Consider the following 17,057-nt stretch of genomic DNA (forward strand, 5'->3'; position numbering starts at 1 on the left):
GGTTCGGGTGATATTGATCTGAATCCAGTTAGCATCTAAAAACAAGTGAACAGGTTTACCTTCGGGTAGATCTGTTCATTTTATGACGGCAACTTAAGGAAACATTATGCTCGACGTTATTCGTGAAATCAAAGACCATGTAATTCACCTGGCTCATCTGGTAAGAAATTCAAAGACTGCTCCATTGGCTGACAAGATTCAAGCTAAAGATGTCGAAGAACAAGCTCTGGAGAAACTGGACGCTATGTTATCCATGTCACCATATGGTGGCGATAAACTGGTTAGAGAATATTTAACTGTAGGGGATGCTAGTAAAGTATCCAGCTTAGGAATGAGTAGCTTGAACACCGCTATTACTAATTTCTCTAGCCTAATCTTTGGTAAAGACAAAGAGATTACTAATATCGATTTAGGTAGCCCACTTCAAGGAGTAAGAGTTCTCAATACATTCACAGAGATGAAAGGTACTTTAAAAGCAGTAATTAGCACAGCAACAGCCTCTTATGGTTTGGTACTTGGTGATGATAGTCACTACCATGTTGCTGAAATGAAATATTGGAATAAATTGGAGTAATCATGCCACTGATATATGGATTATTTATAGGCTACCTTATTAATTATGATAAAGCTATGAAAAGCTATTTGAATACTTTATATGGGGTTTATGATGGAAAAAAGAAAACCGACTGATTACTTTCATTTAAACAACCTCATTGAGTTTAATGAATTAAGTCCAATTGATTTCGTAAAGAGAGATTTCTCCAAAGTTGATGCAGATCTACATGTTCCAATAGGAACCACACTCACCTATAAGAAAGGTGATGCTACTTGGATACTTATTGATATTCAAGATGGTTGGTATATGTTTGGTCTAGCCAACAGTAGTGCCGATGTCAAGGTCTATAGTAAGAAAGAACCTGGTAAGTTCTTAGGCTATACTTTCCAAGCTTTCAAAGTCAGAGTGGATGAATTCAACCATATCTTTGGTTTTGATAAAGATACAGGAATTACACCTCCTAATAGTCTGGGAGTTTTATCGAATGTGGTGGTAGTCAATAATGAGGGTAAGTTTGGTTATCAGTTAACTGAGCTTCCTAAGTTTATCGTCAAAAATCTGAACCCATACTTCATGAAACTCTTGGAGAGTATCCTCATTTGTTTTAGTTCACCAGAACCCGATGTGGTCATGGAAACTAAATGGGATATAGAAAAGAGCTTGGAGGAAGATGTTACTGAATTCGAACTCAAAGAGATCACGTATCCAGAAGAAACTACCAATACTGTTACTATTAACATGTGGGGTGGATTACTGGACTATATCCCAATCTTAAAACTTACAGGAGAATTCATCAACAAAGATGTTGTTGAAATCAGAACCTAAATGTCAATAAGCCAGTTGTATGTTGGATCTATTATCGAGGATTTGAAAACTAACAGTATCTATGAGATCAATGGTGTCACCATGGATACTAGTAACTATGATGAAATCTTTCGTTATACTGTTAGAACATTAGTTAATCCCTTAGGTGTGAAAGTAAATGAAATCATGATAGCCAATGTATCGCAATTGGCTAGTCTACATTTCTTCAACGTGGAGAGTAAACCAGATGCTGATTCAGGTCTAGTGAGTTTTCCCATAACGACAATATCAGAAGAGGATAGCGAGAAACTCTCATCTATTGATATCTTCCTAGAGAACTACTTCTACAGAGTACGTTTGTTTAGGAAACGTAAAACGATCTATAGAGTGAAGCTTGAAGACCTTACAGAGAAAACTGTTAAGGTTGCTAGAATGGCTAACTTTATAGAAAGACTCTTATTCAATAAGATGACAGTGATCAAAGTAATACCAGTGACTGAGTTGTTTGAAGAATACAAGGTTTATACAGGTAGTAAAAAGTCTGTTTAAATATTTTTCAACCATATATCATCAATGTGAGCTTCTGATAGTTTTTTAATTCATACTGTATTAAAACTGAAAAAATTAATCAGCTTTGGTACAGTATGAACATTCACACACCTTATGAAAGATTTGAATGAATACTGAGAAGACATTTGTTTTCAACGGTGTCACTTACGACACTGATCGCTTCTTGAAAGGCCAAGCCATGTTCAAGAAGATCACGCCTGATAATGGATACATTGTCAGTCCTCTGAAGCCTCCTTTCATCCATGATGAAATCAAGCTTCCTGTTGTCATTCAATACGAAGGCAACATGATCGCGGTGGCTCTTCCATCCAATGCAGTTGGTAAGGAAGCTACGCTCACTGAAGACGAAGTCAAGCCCGTCACCTATCGTGATGTACGTCTTGCAACCAAACATACGCTTAAGTCATATGCTCATCAAGAGCCTGTGGCAGAAGAACGTGTTGAAGATCTTCAACGACAGTGGCAACCGCCTCGTCGTGATGGTTTCCAACAACGCCCCTATCAGTCTCGTGGCGGGTACTCCAGCCGCCGCTACTGATATCCACGAGGTTTGGTAGCACCTATTTTAAACGCTACCGAAAATCAAACTTTGAAAGATAGTTTCATGTCCAAGAACACAGCTACCACCGCAGCAACTGAAGAACTGAAGGATGTTGCAGCCCACATTACCGAAGGTAGTGCCAAGCTCGTTGCCAACATCAAGGGCCAAGAAAATGGTGGTATCAAGGATAACACAGCCAAGGCGACCAAGGATTTCCATTCCAGCAATCTGCCCGAAGGCGTTGATGAAAAGCAAGCAAAGATCCTGCTGAACTACATCGCTTCGGCATCGAACATCAATGACCATGCAGCAATGGTGCTCGGCGTTGAACATCTGGCTGCGAACCCCGAAGCAGAATCGTTCACTCTGACCACTCCTATGTTCGGCCGTGACAGCATCACATCCACGATCCATCGTGGTACTTCCCCTGAAACGGCTGGCATGATCACTACTGACGTGAAGCACTATCACGTTGGCACCAACATGGGTCAACACAATCTGATTGTGTCGCACGCAAACCGTGCTGCTCGTGACGCACTCAAGTTCGATTGATTGTTTGGCGTAAGAGTAGAGGCTTAAGCTAAAATAGGACACCTTCGGGTGTCCTATTTATAAGTTGCTTCTATTTTTTCTTTTTTGTAAATGGTTTGAGTAATCTCCTCAAACTTTTTATAGGAAACAAAAGTGGTGAATAACGATACGGGAATTCAGACTAATTTCGAGTCTGAGTTGAAAGAGGGTAATGAAAATAACTTCGGCCCCAATAAGCTCCTACATTTTCTAGATCAGTCTCTGATTGATTTGGTAAAGGATCTTCAATTGGAGGGTGAGGTTACTTCCAGTGTTTATAAGCGACTCTTTGAAAAAGAAGTTACTCTGAACAATGATAGACCCGATAACTTCACTGAAATTCTGGTAAAGTATAAGTCAGCACAAGTCACTGGTGAGGCCATTGATGTTACACGCAGACAATGTACCTTGCTCAAACTGAACCAAGATCTAGCAAAGCTTAATGGTTTGCTTTCTAATGTATCTGCCTCAAAGGTCGGAGACTTCATTAGAAAACTAGTCTATCAAACTTCGAAGGATTACTTCTTCGATATTGAGCTAGATCAAGACGACTTCTATCTTTCGTTGACTGTCTATTCACCGAAGGAACTACAATCCGTAGTAGTTGAGATCTTTTAAGAAGAAAGACAACATAAAAAAGCAGTACCCGAAGGTACTGCTTTTATGACGTATTAGTACTTGTACTCGTATACTGACTGTCCTCTACTAGAATACGGATTATTGTATCTGTCGTAGACTCCAGTTCCATAGTTGTTTCTATTTCTACCAATGATGTTTTGTTTCTTAGTTTCTTTGGTCTTAGCGATCAATTCATCCAGAGACAATACTTCATTTTCTTCGATAACCAACTTAGAGTTATAGAAACGTAATTCATTCTCAATCTTCATTGAGATGATTTCGTTTTGTTCTTGCTCTAATTTACCTAAGAGTTCTTTGATCTTATCTCTGTAGAAGATTTGATCACGTTGCTCTTTGGTAATCTGACCACCATTCTCACTACCACCTCTATTCCTAGAGAGAATATCGGTAACCTGAATACCGTAGTAGACCAGATTCTTAGCTTTAGTGAGCATCCAGTGACCTAAGAGCCAACCAATAACAGCATCGTCATGTTCTCCTGGTGCATGGTCAACTCTACCATTACGAGTCTCTAAAGAGAGAATCTGATCAATAGTAGTTTTATCGTTTACCATGTGACCACAGTTTCTAGCAGCAGACATTAACGTAGTAGAATACAAATCAGAACGACTAGTCAAACCACCACCAGAGGTAGCCCAACCAAAAGCTTTCTTGTATCTAACGTAGATGTCATGAGGTCTTCTACTCAGTGGGAGTTTGATTTCTTCAAAAGCAGTCTTGTTCTCATCTGGTTCATTAACAATTCTGTTAAAGATTCTCTTGAATGGATCTATTCCACGGTCAGGGAGAATCAACAGTAAATGGTCAATGAGAGCAATAGCACTAGATTTACGTTCTGGGATCAATGTAACGTTAGGAGATTGGATAATCCAACGCTCACAAACCCATTCACTGAAAGCCAGTAAGTTAATTCTATTAACGTTAAAGGATGCAATAAGCATACCTGTCTTAACATCAGTTAACGATAAGCTAATATCGTCACCACCTCCTCCATCTGAAGTATCAGCAGAGAGAATAGAGCTATTCTTAGCCATGTACATCTCTATACTATCCCTAGGAATGTACCAGCGACATGGAACACGGAAGGAACCAATCTTACAGTCTTCAACGTACATCGGTTCTTTTTGACTACCACGAATGGTTTCCATTTGCTGGATAGTCAAAGGTGAACTCAAGCTACCTGATGTCCATCTGTTAAAGAAGTCTCGGTCAGCGGCATCACCTACAGACTTAGTTTCTTCCAAAGCAGTCAAGAGCCAGGCATCATCATAACCTAATTGACGATGGTTCATGGTAATGTTCACAGCGAACTCACCACGAATAACTTCATCACCAACTCTCATCTTTTCTTTAAGACCACGGCTCACAGCACGGATCATGATTTCTAACTCTGTAGCATCCTTAGCGTCGAAAAACTTCTCAGTCCACTCGGCAGCAGCACAGATCTGTTGGTAGAAGTAACGTCCATCCGGGTCATCTTTCTTACCAGCCGTCGTAGTAAGAGTAGTACCGAAAGGCTCGTTATTAGCTCTAGCTTTATTACGCATAGCCACACCAGCAGCCAATGCAGCAGGTAAGGAGATTTCAATGTTGGCCTGGAAAGGACCTTCGTCAACTCGGAAGATTGGAGAAGACATACCACGTCCAGTGTTAAGAGCGAACTTCTTAGCCTTTTGTGGAAGGTGTGCTTTGTACCAGTTACCTAATGAGCTGATATTGATCAGCTCAGTGTTATCCAAATCCTTCTTACTACGTTGCTTCAGATAGAAAGGCATTTCATCAATAATGTCTTTCAAACGTTGAATGTTTTCTGAACGAAGTGCATCGTCTTTAGTAAGTAAGTTGATTGTTGTGCCACGGCAACGAATGTTTAACAGATAGCTATCGAGAACGTCTGTGGAGATTGATTTACCAGTCTGACGAATCTGCACTAGATAGGTCATCACATGGTTGAAGAAACTCCAATACAGAGCAATGTTTCCACGGTTAGCTAAGAGAGGCACAGCATCAGAGCCTGAACGTGCTGGTACTTTAGCAATTTCTCTAAAGTAATACCAAGGATTAACTTTACACTCAATAGCAATTTTAATCATCTCCAACTCAGTAAGTAGTGGAGAGAATGGATCGATACCTTTTAAAGATTGATCATGTAAAGCTAACATAAAGGCATAGTTCTTTATACCCATGGCATAGTACGTACCAGCTAGCTTTAGGTAGGATTCATTCTTGGTATCATAGTCTGGTTTAGCATTGGGGTATCTAGCCCAATCCTCTAAAAATAATATCATACATAGTTCCTTTATTTTTGTTTCCTTATAAAGGAAAGCCGTAGTTAGTCATATTATTTTAAAAATGTAATAAAACCTTTTGGATGATATATCATGACTGAGAGTTTCTATGACTCCAGTTCCATGTTTTCAAAAAGGAAAAGACTGTGGAACTCGTATTGAATAACCATGTTAAAGGCTTTCATGCACTGCGTTCAGAATGTGCTAAGTATCAAACCAAGCTACTGAATGTTTCTGCATCTGTGGAACGAGACAACCGAGTAAAGTTTACTTGTGCATTGGCTACAGGTAATGGTGGTGTTCCAGAAGTCAAGATTGGAAAGATAGCTGTTCTCGCCAACGGCTATATCGTTATTTCTTATTCGACTAAACCGAATCAAGAGGTAGAGATTAAGTTCACCGATTTGCAGGTTCTTGAAGCGCTTCGTTATATCATCGAAACTATCAGAACCTTCAATCCAAAGAATCAAGTTCGTGATATTACTATCTGGAAATTGATTATCAACATGAATACGATTGACTTCGATTATGTTGAAGAAACAAAGATTCATCTCTTCCGTATGGAAGACCGTGTGAAGACTCACATGTACAAAGGTGAATATGTACATAAGAGTTTCAAACCTACTGATACTCTTAATCTGAGAACAGCAACCGATATGGCTTACAGAGCCATGCAATTCCAACCACGTCCATAGGAGTGTCAGTTGACAAAAGCTATCAAGTTAAAAGATTTCGACGCTGCTGAGTATCTTAATTCAGCAGAAGAATGTGCGCTCTATTTGAAAGAGTTTGCTGGTGATGAAAATCAAGTTCTTTTGATTAGTGCTATCTCGGATGTTGCCAGACAGTCTGCCCTCGAAGTCAGTAAAGGCAATAAGGAAATGGGAATGGAAGCAATTATCAACGCCATGGAAAAGATTGGCGTTAAGATTGCAATCACATTAATCAAAAAGGGGATTTCAAATGGAGATTGATTACGTAAAGCATCATTTCGCTATTAAAAGAATCAAAACAGTCCTTAAAGAAAAAGGCTGTGATTTCATCAGTATTATTATTGTTAGAGAAGATCCAGATGGCGGTAATGGTATCTACTTTAATATACAAACAAAACCAGAAAAAGATGGAACTGGATCTAGATGGAAGCATATTCCATTACCCACTTCTATTACAGATGATAAAATTGTCGTTATTAACATCTCTAGACTAGAGGGTGAAAGATCTGACAATATTTATATTCAGTCCGAAACGATTCAAGAGTTGTATAAAGATCTCCAAACCATGGAATCTGAAGCTTCTAGTAATTTGAATATAATCGTTTAACAACCATAACAGCATACTTTAAAGCACATGGTAAATAAATCTTCCGCCTCTCTCTTGTATCTTGCTAAGTTTCTGAAGGATAACAATATCTTCGGAACAGAGATCCGTGTATTGATTCCTATCTGTGGTAATCTCACTGTTCATTTGGAAGCTTGTGAACATGGTGATGAATTATCCAGCATCGCTGAAATTGTAGCTGTTAGTGAAACACGTTACAAAATCTATTTCATTTCTCAGAATTGCGCCAGTCGTGTATTCCCTGATTTCGAAATAAACGATGCTGAACTGCTACCTTTCTTTGCTATGTTAAAGGGTATAGCCAATCGGCTAGTTCCTTTCATGGAAGGTAAATCCATTTCTCAGACGAACATTATCATTGGTAAAGATGATGAAGTGTTCTTCAATGAAGAGATGGTCTTTAACTTCTTTGGGAATTCTTCCAATAAAGAGCTTAAGCCTATCAAGGCTTTGATGCATAATTTCAAAATCAATGAGTTTGCAAAGACTCTTCGGGAGAAGATGCCAAATGGTGAGTGATCTGAAAAAACACCTGGACATTATCAATACGTGCTTCGAGCGTAATGGCATGAAGTTCCTATCGATTCACGGGAATGTCAATACTACGCACAATATGGTCTGTAGCTTTGCTGCTGATTCGTTAAGTGATCCAGATAAGTCTTTCAAGTTTGAACACGATCTCTCCCATAAACTTGAGACTCTTATAGTCAATCAACAAAACCATAATCCCGCCTATAATCTCCAAACCACCGAAACGGAGATTAAGAGTTTTGTCGAAGTGAAGAAACAAGTAGAAGGACTTCTCGGCGATGCCGGTGATATCATCAAAAGTTTCCTTATGGATTTTGCATTAATCAATATCGATTATCAAGATCTTCACACGATAAAGTTCAGCCTCTACGATGGAATGACACCTAGTTTGTTTATCAAGTTCTCGGAATATGAGTTCTTTAAACTTGATATCAAACATGTTTTCCGATCTACAGGCTTAGCAGAACAAGCTAAGTTTCGTCGAAATCGTCTCAAACCGTTCGAACCAACCGAACAACAACCTACCTAACAAGTAGGTAAAAGAAACTATAATGGTTTCTTTTTTTGCTTTAAAGGAATAGAAAATGACTCAAGCTTACGAATGCAGTGGTATTGTTTATGATCTCTTTCAGAACAATACAATCTCTGATGCTATTAAGATCCTAGAGGAGAACGGGATTAAGGTCAAGAAGGATACAGAAACGGAAAAGTATCTCTTGATCTATAGCATGATCAGTTGCTCCAACTCGAACCCGTATGGTCAGAAGTGTCGTGGTCTTATCGTTAACAGTGAAGGTATGACAGTTGGTCGTAAATATGATCGCTTCTTCAATTTTGGAGAAATGATTGATATCACTGGTCAAGTCGATTTCAGCAGAGCCAAATACTATCCTAAGGAAGATGGCAGTCTGATTGCTTTCTGGTTTGATAGAGATCTGAATAAATGGCGTATCAGCACCAAGGGAACCATTGACGGTAAGGGTCCAGTCAAAACAGTAGGTGGCCCTCCATATCAACTGTTCGATGAATTGGTCTATGAAACATTGGGTAGCAATGAGAAAGCTTTCCAACTACAGATGGACATCATTGCAAATGCTTTTCAATATGACATCCGTGATTTCAGTTTTGTTTTTGAGCTTTGCACCAAACAAAATAAAGTGATCACAGATTATCAAGAAGACAAGATGATCCTCTTGAATATCTTCTTGAATCATCCCGATGAGTATCCGATTGATCAAGAACATTTCGATCAACTGGCCGATTATCTTGGTAAGACGTTCAAAAACGTTGAACCGGTGAAGGAGATTACTGGAATCAATTCCAAGGAAGAAGCTCTTGAGTATTGTAAATCTCTAAACGGTCTGAAAGAAGGTTTGGTGGTTTACGATCCAGTAAATGGTATCCGTTTGAAGATGAAGAGTCCCCGTTATGTTTGGGTGGCGAACATCAAGGGTGAAGATGAAGCCCCTAGCTTGTCTAAACTCGCACAGATTCCATACACTGGTGAGATCGAGGAGTTCTCTGCCTACTTCCCAGAGTGGGCTCAAAGTCTTCGTTACATCAAGGAGGTTGTTGATTTCAGATTCCAAGCACTGGAAGCAATCTATAAGGGAATGTGTGTTTCTTCCGAGGATACGTCCAGAGAAGCCATGGCCCAGTTTGCAAAGGATCTGAGAGAACGTGTGCCGAATGCTTTCTATCAGAAACTTTTCTTCATGGCTAAGCGTCAGAACAAAACACTGCTAACCGTTTTTAAGGAAGCAGATGTTAAGTTCTACGTTGGTTTCTTTGAAGAAGCGCACAAGGAAATTCAAGCCTCTATTCCAAAATAAGTAAGCAATATATAATAAAGGGGAGTTAGAAATAACTCTCCCTTTATGCCACTTATTTAAGGTACACCAAATGGAAGATGAATCTATTGTTCTTAGCCGAGAGGATATTAACAATATTGTTGCAGATGTTCGTGCATCTGTGCAGGCCATCGAGAAAGGTTCAAAACTCCGCAAGCACATCATGAACATGGTCTCCATGAATAACATCATGCGTGCTTTTATCTACAACTATAGCATGGATGTAGATTGTAAGACGATTCAAGAAAAGCTCCTTCAGACTGTACTGGCTGTAGAAGCTCGAAGGGATCGCAAGTTCCTCATTGCTGATATCGAAGTCTTGAAAGAAGCAGTTGAGAAATACGATGTTCTTTTGTTCTCGGCAACAGAAGAGCAGGTTTCAGAGATTGCACTATTCGTTAAGAATAACTCTGGAGACTGTAAGTATATCGTGAAACACGGTAAAGAACTCAAGTCTTCTCGCAATTAAGGAACAGTCATGGTTACTTTGGTCAGCATCGCATTTTTGTTGTTGTTCTATTATGGTGCACGTAAAGGTAAACCAGTACTCAGCCTCATTGCTGGTATTGTGTTACTTATCGCACCACTCTCTGTGGATGTTATTATCCATGAGTACCATGAAGTTGTGAAACGCATTGAAGCTGTTGAACAACAAAACCCTAATATCCAAAAGCAATCTTTGAAAGGAAAAATAGCATGAAGACTTTTTCATTCCGCGCTGAGTGTGCGCGAGATGTATCTGCTCTCCAGGTCGAGTGTGAGAGAGCAAAGTTGTCTACATTGGCACAGATCACACCAGATGAGGTTTTACCAGATGTCGAGGTAGAACTCGAAGCCGACACAGACTTGGAACATCTTCGCAGCTTGATGCGTAAAGTGCAAGATGGCCACGTCATGGTTCAAACATTGCGCGAGTGCCCTCTGAAAGAGAATTCACTCGAACGTGATTTCAACATCAATCCATTTTAAAAGGAGCTTAATCATGCGTTCTCTGTCTCTGAAAACATTCTCTTTCCTTGTTGTGACTCCTAAAGGTCTCTTTGGTTTCCAAGAACAATGCGAGAAAGCTGAAGTTACTGCAATGGTTTCTGTTGAGCCAGATTCCAAATTCCCAAATGTTAAAGTGGAAGTAAATACGAATGCTGATCTTGAAGAGATGCGTGGTTTCATGCGCAATATTCAAGATGGTGAAGTAATGCTTCAGACATTGCGTCAATGTCCTTCTTACCAGAACACTTTCGAACGTGACTCTAGCATAACTTAAAAAGGTAGACAAATGGCTGATATCATTGCCGAGATGACAGAATCTCTCCGTAAGCCAATTACGGAACGTATCAAAGCTGAGTTCACTACTCTTGCACATCAAACTGCTTCAGCTATGGTCAGTAAGCATTTCAGTAAGTACAACATGCATACTCAAGGTGGTGTGATCAAGATGACTGGCCCAGGTTATCTTGAGATTGAAGGTATGCTCGATAAACTCTTTGGATCTGAGAAGATGAAAGAGAAGATGCAAAAGTTCTTCGATGAGAACTATGATCGCATCTTTGCTGAAACCATGGAAGAAGCAATTAAGCACGGTATCCGAAAAGAAATCTTCGATGATGCCAGAACCATGGCTGGTGAGAAAGCAAAGGAAGCTAAACAATAATGTCGACAGCCAAGACTAAGATATTGCAAAGTTTCTTCTACACTGAACTTGGTAAAGCTTTTCTTAATTATGATCCTGTATCAGATCAAGTAAAGTTCATCAAAGCTGCTGTTATTGAGGAAGACGGTGTTTGGCACTACCTTGCAAACTGGAGAAGTAAGGAAGATGCCCTCAAGCAACTCCAGAAGATCAAGGACAAGAATCCTAACAATCAACGGGTGGTTCGAAGTATCGACAGTGTGATTTGTAAAATTAACCAATCACGTAAACGATATGTCAATCACTGGATTGTCCAATCTTTGAACAGGAAGTAATATGCTCACTCATCCAGAACCGTATCTCCGAATTCCGCTGCTCAATGAAGTAATCAAGGGCTTCTTGGAAACTCCATGGAATTCTCCACCTGAAGCACTCATGGGTAATGTGATGGCTTCTAAGGAGTTCAATACTCTTGGCTTTAGTATCCCTCGTCAAACTGGTAAAACCCAGACTCTGAAGAAGATCTTCCTGGAAGACTTTCTCCAAAGTAACGTGGCATTGCTAGTCAAGCTCAGTCACACCAAGAAAGAGATTCTGGATAACGTTCCTAAGAATCTCCGACAAGCTGTGGGTGCTCGTATCTTCTTGACTGTTCGTGAACTCAATGCAGCCGAAGATGTCTTCCCAGACAATGGGAAACGTAATCTGTTGCTGGCTGACGATTACACAGTAGACGGTATCTACCGTAGTCTGGACAAGAAGAAGTACGATGTACCTATCAAGGTACTTGCTCTGGCAACGTAAACAGACAACATAAGGAGCCTAGGGGAAACCCTAGGCTTTATGACGTATGACAAAAGAAGAGCTTGGTAAGATGGTTATTGAAAAACATATCCATGATCTCGATGATCGTCAGAAGAAGCTTCTTCGTGAAGGTAACTTCTACATCAGAAAAACACTCAAAGGTAATTTGAAGATTATCTTTCCGTTAACTAAAAAGGATTATCCAAAGAAAAAGACAGCATAAAAGCCCAGGGTTTTCCCTGGACTAATAGCCCTTTATTCGAATGTACCACCAGACGAATAAAGATCCCTTCAACCACTCTTCTTCGAGGACCCGAAATGTCTAAACAAGAAATAGCTAAAGAGCTGCTCCGTAAATGGAGACATGAGTTGGATCTCAATCAAATTGAGAAACTCCTCACAGGAAAGTTCTTTATGAAAAGGGTGCAAGCTTCTTCAGGAAGTAAAGCATTCCAACTATACTTCAATTAAAGTACTTTCATAATATATGGTAAAGGATAGCATAAAAAGAGTGACCTCACGGTCACTCTCTTATGGTTCTTCTTTTTTTGTTGGATTAGAAGTTGCCAGTAGCTTGAACGGCAGAAGCTGCCAGATTCGAAATACCAGGCTCGTAACCAACGTTGGCGTTCAGAACTTCTTGGCTGATCTCGCGGATGAAAGCTTCACGCAGATAAGGATTAGCATTGGTAATGTTAATCGTATCCATGATCTGCTGAGCAAAGCGGTCAACACCCAAACCAACCTGAGTGATAGCGGTGAACTCAATAGAGAGTTCTTGCAGTGACAATGCACTAGTCACGTCACGACGACCGATAATATCACCAGTACCCTTAGGGAACATGTTAGTGCACAACCACGACTTCACTACACGGCGATGAGTAGGATCAGGTTCAATGAACATCATGGTCATGGCGTACTGATCTGGCAGCATGTCAGTAGGATAGCCAGAGGCCAGCGTACCAACGTTTGCTTGCTTCGTATCAGGGTCCATCAGACCATATTGAATCCACCACGACAGGAACGACTGGATAGGACGGCCATACTTCTCGAAGAAGTTAAAGACCGGTGCACTACGAGCACGTTTCACATCGATGATTTCATCTTGTTCTTCACCAGCACCACCCACAGGAGTAGTAGTAGTGTCGACAGTCAGACCACTTTGCAGACCTTCGATAGAACGAGGATGCAGTTCCACCAATGCACGAAGCTGTGCAGTCAGTGAAGCACTGTGAATACTGTTCTGGAAGAACTTAGGTGCTGCAATCAGAATAGGGAACATGTTACGCTGCACATAAGCAGCGTTACTGACCCATTCACCCAATGCATTGGACAGACCAAATTGACCACCGTAACGGAGGTCGAGCATTGGATTAGTTACGCCTTCAGACTGGGCGCGGCCTTCTAGCAAGGCTTCAGTAACTCTCGTTGTCATTTGATATCCTCTGTAAACTGTTAAAATTTAGAAACCCCCTACTACGGATGATAGTAGGGAGCTATTTACTTTATTGACGTGTTTGGTTGCCTTCGTAGTCGTCGAGGCGGTAAGCCGCAACGCTAGAGGTCATTACAGTCTTCATATTAGCAGCGAAGATCTTGGAACGCAGGGACCAAGAATAACCACGCTTCAAGTCAGCATCGGTGAAGTAAACTTCAGGCTCGATGATGAAACGACCATCGAACTTATATTCGATAGCGTTGTTAATGAAGTTCTCGCAACGTTCTTTCAACTGACCATTGGACAGGTTATCAACGCCAGAGAAGTATCTCCAAGCACGATCATGAATCTTATTCAGTTCGCAGATCGCCAGTACCGTAACCACGCTGTTCAGAACAGAAGTGTCGTCTTGGTACACCGTCTTCGTCGCAGGAATGAAAGCATTCTTACGGTCGAAGTGCATGATCCAGTTCAGACCAGCTTCCCAGTCACGGTTACGTGCCAGGGCAGGGGTGAACAGAGCACTGTAGTCGGTCAGCTCTTCCATGATGGAATTAGGAGCACCACCGATACCACCACCAATCTTCCAACGACCATTAGCTGCACCCATGTAGGCTGCCAGCTTCTTACCGATTTCGTACAGAGGCGAAACATCACCCTTCCAAGTGCTAGAACGCAGCTTGGCAGTACGGCCTTGGATATAAGCACGCATCACAGGAGTACCGAAGTAATCAGACTCAGGGAAGTTCTCAGCACGGGTACGCAAAGCGATAGCCAGTGAGGTTTCTTCCGAAGGAGTCAGACGCTTAGCACCTGATTCAAAGGTCGACAGGAACACGCAAGTATCTCTACGCTGAGCAATGAAGTTCAACATATCGTACTTGGTTGCCAGAGGGTAACCCGAGTCGTACATAACCGACTCAACGTGGATAGCGTTCTCTTGCAGTTCCGAGTTAGGATTGTTGTATTCCTTCACACGAGCTGAAACCAGCTTAGCGAACTCAACATCATTCATCGTACCATCGCTACCGCTTTGGTTGAAGATGTTGCTTACAGACGACAGAGTAGTACCAGTCGTATCCAATTGGAAAGTATCATACTTCCAACCAGAGAAGCTGTGACCACCGAAGATGTTCATCAAGTACTTCTGATCTTCCGTTGAATCGGGATTGAAGTCTGAAGAATACTCAGTGCCAACAGGCAGAGCCTTCATGTATGCCATTTCACGGTCAGAGAACTTCTTGAGCAGCAGATCAATGTTTTCTTGATACACATGCACATCACCGAAGTCACCCAACTGGATAGGATAACGTACATCCTTCACGTTCTGGTAAGCATCCAGGAACACATCTCCAATGCTGATAGAACCAGTAGTGATCGGGTTAGTAGCATTAGGAGCCAGAGTCACGAGGACGTTCTTCTCACCAGACAGGTTTTCCTTAATGGTAACCGTGGTAGCTGCTTCTTCACGTCGAACCACAGCCATACGGAAGGGGTAGTACTTGCCACGAGGCAGGATACGTGAGTCAAACGAATAAGCGCTGGTCTCGGTAGGAGTCCAGATACGGAAACCGGTGTAGTTACCATCTTCACCAACAGAAGAAGCTCTGAATTGGAGAATAGGATAAACCTTAGAGGTGGTAGGAGCAACAGTACCTGGATTAACCACGATACCCACTAATTCAATAGAGGTAGGGTCGCCTTCAGGCAGTGAACCAGTAGAAGATCCGGTTTGGATTTCAGCTTCACCAAAGGTATGGATCTGATCCTTATCCGAGATGGTAGAAGTCACCCACTTACCAATGTGACCAATTGCTTGGCCCTTGACCACTGGTTCGAGAGTCAATTGATCCAACACATAGCTGCCATCTGGATTACGTTCGTAAACATTAACCAGGGTCTCGGTCACTTCGAGGCTCAGCAATACGTTAGCAACTGGGCCAATGTCCGCAGGGATGATACGTTCGATCATCTGGGCATTGCCTTGGCTATTGAACATATTTGAATACAGAGTAGAGTGGTTAGCCCACTTCTTTCTCAGATCAAATGTATCATCGCCGTACATCTGGTTACGGCTTGCACCCACCACCAATTGTGGAGTAGTAGGGCCACGCTTTGCATAAATGTATTGCTTAGGAAGGTGGGTCGGTACTGACTCAAATTCGAAAGGCAACGCACGAGTACTCAGATCCTGAGTACCTAGCGGATTATGCATAGGTGCTGCGTTGATGATCGTTGAGTTTGTCATCAAATTTCTCCTATAAAGGTCTATCTAAAACAATGTAAATATTACTATATTACTCGGGCAGCAAACTTTAAATGATGTGTAAGAAAAGATGCAGGCCGTCTGCAACTATAGCCCGAATCATAAGTATTATGGAATCCGCTATTTGTGATAGCTGTATAATATCCAATTTTTATTTTTGGTATCGGGCCTCTTTTCTAATTAGAGATTAAATATACCTAGATTTATAAAGGATTGTAAGATGACTATCTACAATACGGCTTTTGATACCAGCACTGGAGCGGGTTTCAAAACCAATTACGATTCTATCGTGAAGCAACTCCAGATGGCTGTCATTAAAGTAAATTTCGCCGATAACAATCGTCGTATTGCTAATGAAGACTTTGGCAATTGTAAGAATCCAGCAGCTACTGTGTTGACCAATACTACACCAGAAGAAGTTGCTATTCCTGCATTTCCGTTTCCTCTTTTCTTTAATAGTCCTACTAAAGATAAAGAGAGTGAGTCTTACGTAGTCTTTGATGGCAGACCCTTTATTAGTGGCAATCAACTCGATGCTGCTGGTCAACTTAATGTTAGACTGACCACTGAGTACAGTTTGAATAAAGCTATGGCTATTCTGACTGCTTACTGGGGTGGTGAGAAGTATAACGATTTCAAGTATCTCTCTAAGACTCCTATGGCAGCTTATGCTTCACTGGTATCTGAGAGTATTGCTCGTCGTTATGGCTTAGATCCTAAAGATCAACTGATTATCTCAATCGTTGCATCTGCGTTCTATTCTAACTTGTTTAACGAACAAACTACTCTGACTGAGAATCAGAAAGTAGCCTGTGTGCCTAACATCGCAGCAGCTACCTTTGCTAAGTCGGACATGATTTTTGAGACTCTTGATAAGATCAATAATCTCTCGAATCTTAAGGATCTGGTAGATTCTATCAAAGTCTGTACTGAGAATCCACGACTGGATGATCTGAACGTTGGTATTATTATCAGTGTGATCTCTGGTACTTGGTTTGGTACTAATGGTAAAGCTATTGTTAGTGCTGCTTTGGAACATCCCCCTACTTGGGTGACTATCCTCTACAGTGCTTTCACTGAAAGATCATTTAAGAATTCAGGTCTCTCTAAGGTCGTTGATAAGTATCGCGGCAACAAGGGTGAAGTTGAATTCACTAGAGCGATGAAGAATTTGTTTTCAAAAGCAAAGTCAGGTTACTGATAGGCTCTAATGTTTTAAGTTAATATTGGAG

General features: G+C 41.1%; 25 protein-coding genes. 22 read left to right on the forward strand and 3 right to left on the reverse strand.

The features are described from left to right. Positions 1-106 precede the first annotated feature (106 nt). From RR877_RS01110 to RR877_RS01135, 6 genes are all read left to right on the forward strand, one after another. A complete protein-coding gene (locus tag RR877_RS01110) occupies positions 107-574 on the forward strand; it encodes a hypothetical protein (RefSeq protein WP_332627526.1) in 468 nt (155 codons plus the stop codon). Between the two features lie 90 nt (positions 575-664). Continuing rightward, positions 665-1,381 (forward strand): hypothetical protein, encoded by a 717-nt coding sequence (locus RR877_RS01115; protein WP_332627527.1) that lies wholly within the window; start codon positions 665-667, stop codon positions 1,379-1,381. 81 nt (positions 1,382-1,462) lie between these two features. Further along, entirely contained in the window at positions 1,463-1,909 is a 447-nt protein-coding gene (locus RR877_RS01120) for a hypothetical protein (RefSeq protein WP_332627529.1), read from the forward strand. 127 nt (positions 1,910-2,036) lie between these two features. Then, positions 2,037-2,468, forward strand: coding sequence for a hypothetical protein (locus RR877_RS01125; RefSeq protein WP_332627530.1), 432 nt, complete (start codon positions 2,037-2,039; stop codon positions 2,466-2,468). A 66-nt stretch (positions 2,469-2,534) separates the two neighbouring features. After that, positions 2,535-3,023 carry a hypothetical protein gene (locus tag RR877_RS01130; protein ID WP_332627532.1) on the forward strand — a complete coding sequence of 163 codons (489 nt, stop codon included), beginning with the start codon at positions 2,535-2,537 and terminating at the stop codon, positions 3,021-3,023. A 132-nt stretch (positions 3,024-3,155) separates the two neighbouring features. Continuing rightward, a complete protein-coding gene (locus RR877_RS01135; protein ID WP_332627533.1) occupies positions 3,156-3,659 on the forward strand; it encodes a hypothetical protein in 504 nt (167 codons plus the stop codon). Between the two features lie 53 nt (positions 3,660-3,712). On the opposite strand, the gene RR877_RS01140 is transcribed toward RR877_RS01135, so the two are convergent. Then, entirely contained in the window at positions 3,713-5,968 is a 2,256-nt protein-coding gene (locus RR877_RS01140; RefSeq protein WP_332627534.1) for a hypothetical protein, read from the reverse strand. A gap of 146 nt (positions 5,969-6,114) precedes the next feature. Here RR877_RS01140 and RR877_RS01145 point away from each other — a divergent pair, with 146 nt between their 5' ends. From RR877_RS01145 to RR877_RS01215, 15 genes are all read left to right on the forward strand, one after another. Next, positions 6,115-6,663, forward strand: a complete 549-nt coding sequence (locus tag RR877_RS01145) for a hypothetical protein (protein ID WP_332627535.1) — start codon at positions 6,115-6,117, stop codon at positions 6,661-6,663. Positions 6,664-6,672: 9 nt separating this feature from the next. Beyond that, positions 6,673-6,942 carry a hypothetical protein gene (locus RR877_RS01150; protein WP_332627536.1) on the forward strand — a complete coding sequence of 90 codons (270 nt, stop codon included), beginning with the start codon at positions 6,673-6,675 and terminating at the stop codon, positions 6,940-6,942. Next, positions 6,932-7,288, forward strand: coding sequence for a hypothetical protein (locus RR877_RS01155; RefSeq protein ID WP_332627537.1), 357 nt, complete (start codon positions 6,932-6,934; stop codon positions 7,286-7,288). The genes RR877_RS01150 and RR877_RS01155 overlap by 11 nt, the downstream gene beginning before the upstream one ends. A 27-nt stretch (positions 7,289-7,315) precedes the next feature. Then, a complete protein-coding gene (locus RR877_RS01160) occupies positions 7,316-7,825 on the forward strand; it encodes a hypothetical protein (protein WP_332627539.1) in 510 nt (169 codons plus the stop codon). A gap of 49 nt (positions 7,826-7,874) precedes the next feature. After that, a complete protein-coding gene (locus RR877_RS01165) occupies positions 7,875-8,366 on the forward strand; it encodes a hypothetical protein (protein WP_332627540.1) in 492 nt (163 codons plus the stop codon). A 55-nt stretch (positions 8,367-8,421) separates the two neighbouring features. Next, a complete protein-coding gene (locus RR877_RS01170; protein ID WP_332627542.1) occupies positions 8,422-9,669 on the forward strand; it encodes an RNA ligase in 1,248 nt (415 codons plus the stop codon). A 70-nt stretch (positions 9,670-9,739) separates the two neighbouring features. Beyond that, positions 9,740-10,156, forward strand: coding sequence for a hypothetical protein (locus RR877_RS01175; protein WP_332627544.1), 417 nt, complete (start codon positions 9,740-9,742; stop codon positions 10,154-10,156). Positions 10,157-10,165: 9 nt separating this feature from the next. Further along, on the forward strand, positions 10,166-10,387 hold the full coding sequence (locus RR877_RS01180) for a hypothetical protein (protein ID WP_332627545.1): 222 nt from the start codon (positions 10,166-10,168) through the stop codon (positions 10,385-10,387). After that, entirely contained in the window at positions 10,384-10,656 is a 273-nt protein-coding gene (locus tag RR877_RS01185) for a hypothetical protein (protein ID WP_332627547.1), read from the forward strand. The genes RR877_RS01180 and RR877_RS01185 overlap by 4 nt, the downstream gene beginning before the upstream one ends. A 13-nt stretch (positions 10,657-10,669) precedes the next feature. Then, positions 10,670-10,951, forward strand: coding sequence for a hypothetical protein (locus RR877_RS01190; protein ID WP_332627549.1), 282 nt, complete (start codon positions 10,670-10,672; stop codon positions 10,949-10,951). Positions 10,952-10,963: 12 nt separating this feature from the next. Next, positions 10,964-11,338, forward strand: coding sequence for a hypothetical protein (locus RR877_RS01195; protein ID WP_332627551.1), 375 nt, complete (start codon positions 10,964-10,966; stop codon positions 11,336-11,338). Then, entirely contained in the window at positions 11,338-11,652 is a 315-nt protein-coding gene (locus RR877_RS01200; RefSeq protein WP_332627552.1) for a hypothetical protein, read from the forward strand. Before RR877_RS01195 ends, RR877_RS01200 begins: the two co-directional genes overlap by 1 nt. A 1-nt stretch (position 11,653) precedes the next feature. Beyond that, positions 11,654-12,121 (forward strand): hypothetical protein, encoded by a 468-nt coding sequence (locus RR877_RS01205; protein ID WP_332627554.1) that lies wholly within the window; start codon positions 11,654-11,656, stop codon positions 12,119-12,121. Positions 12,122-12,167: 46 nt separating this feature from the next. Next, positions 12,168-12,344: a hypothetical protein gene (locus RR877_RS01210; protein WP_332627555.1), complete on the forward strand. Its 177-nt coding sequence runs from the start codon at positions 12,168-12,170 to the stop codon at positions 12,342-12,344. Positions 12,345-12,439: 95 nt separating this feature from the next. Next, entirely contained in the window at positions 12,440-12,592 is a 153-nt protein-coding gene (locus RR877_RS01215) for a hypothetical protein (RefSeq protein ID WP_332627557.1), read from the forward strand. Positions 12,593-12,677: 85 nt separating this feature from the next. Here the strand turns inward: RR877_RS01215 and RR877_RS01220 are convergent, their stop codons facing one another. Next, on the reverse strand, positions 12,678-13,556 hold the full coding sequence (locus tag RR877_RS01220) for a hypothetical protein (protein ID WP_332627559.1): 879 nt from the start codon (positions 13,554-13,556) through the stop codon (positions 12,678-12,680). 70 nt (positions 13,557-13,626) lie between these two features. Next, the gene (locus tag RR877_RS01225) at positions 13,627-15,807 is read right to left on the reverse strand and encodes a hypothetical protein (protein WP_332627560.1); all 2,181 of its coding nucleotides are present in this window, start codon (positions 15,805-15,807) and stop codon (positions 13,627-13,629) included. Positions 15,808-16,045: 238 nt separating this feature from the next. Between RR877_RS01225 and RR877_RS01230 the strand changes: the two genes are divergently transcribed. After that, entirely contained in the window at positions 16,046-17,026 is a 981-nt protein-coding gene (locus RR877_RS01230) for a hypothetical protein (RefSeq protein WP_332627562.1), read from the forward strand. Positions 17,027-17,057: the final 31 nt, after the last annotated feature.

Source organism: Aurantimicrobium sp. (assembly GCF_036667855.1).
Taxonomy (GTDB): Bacteria; Actinomycetota; Actinomycetes; order Actinomycetales; family Microbacteriaceae; genus Aurantimicrobium.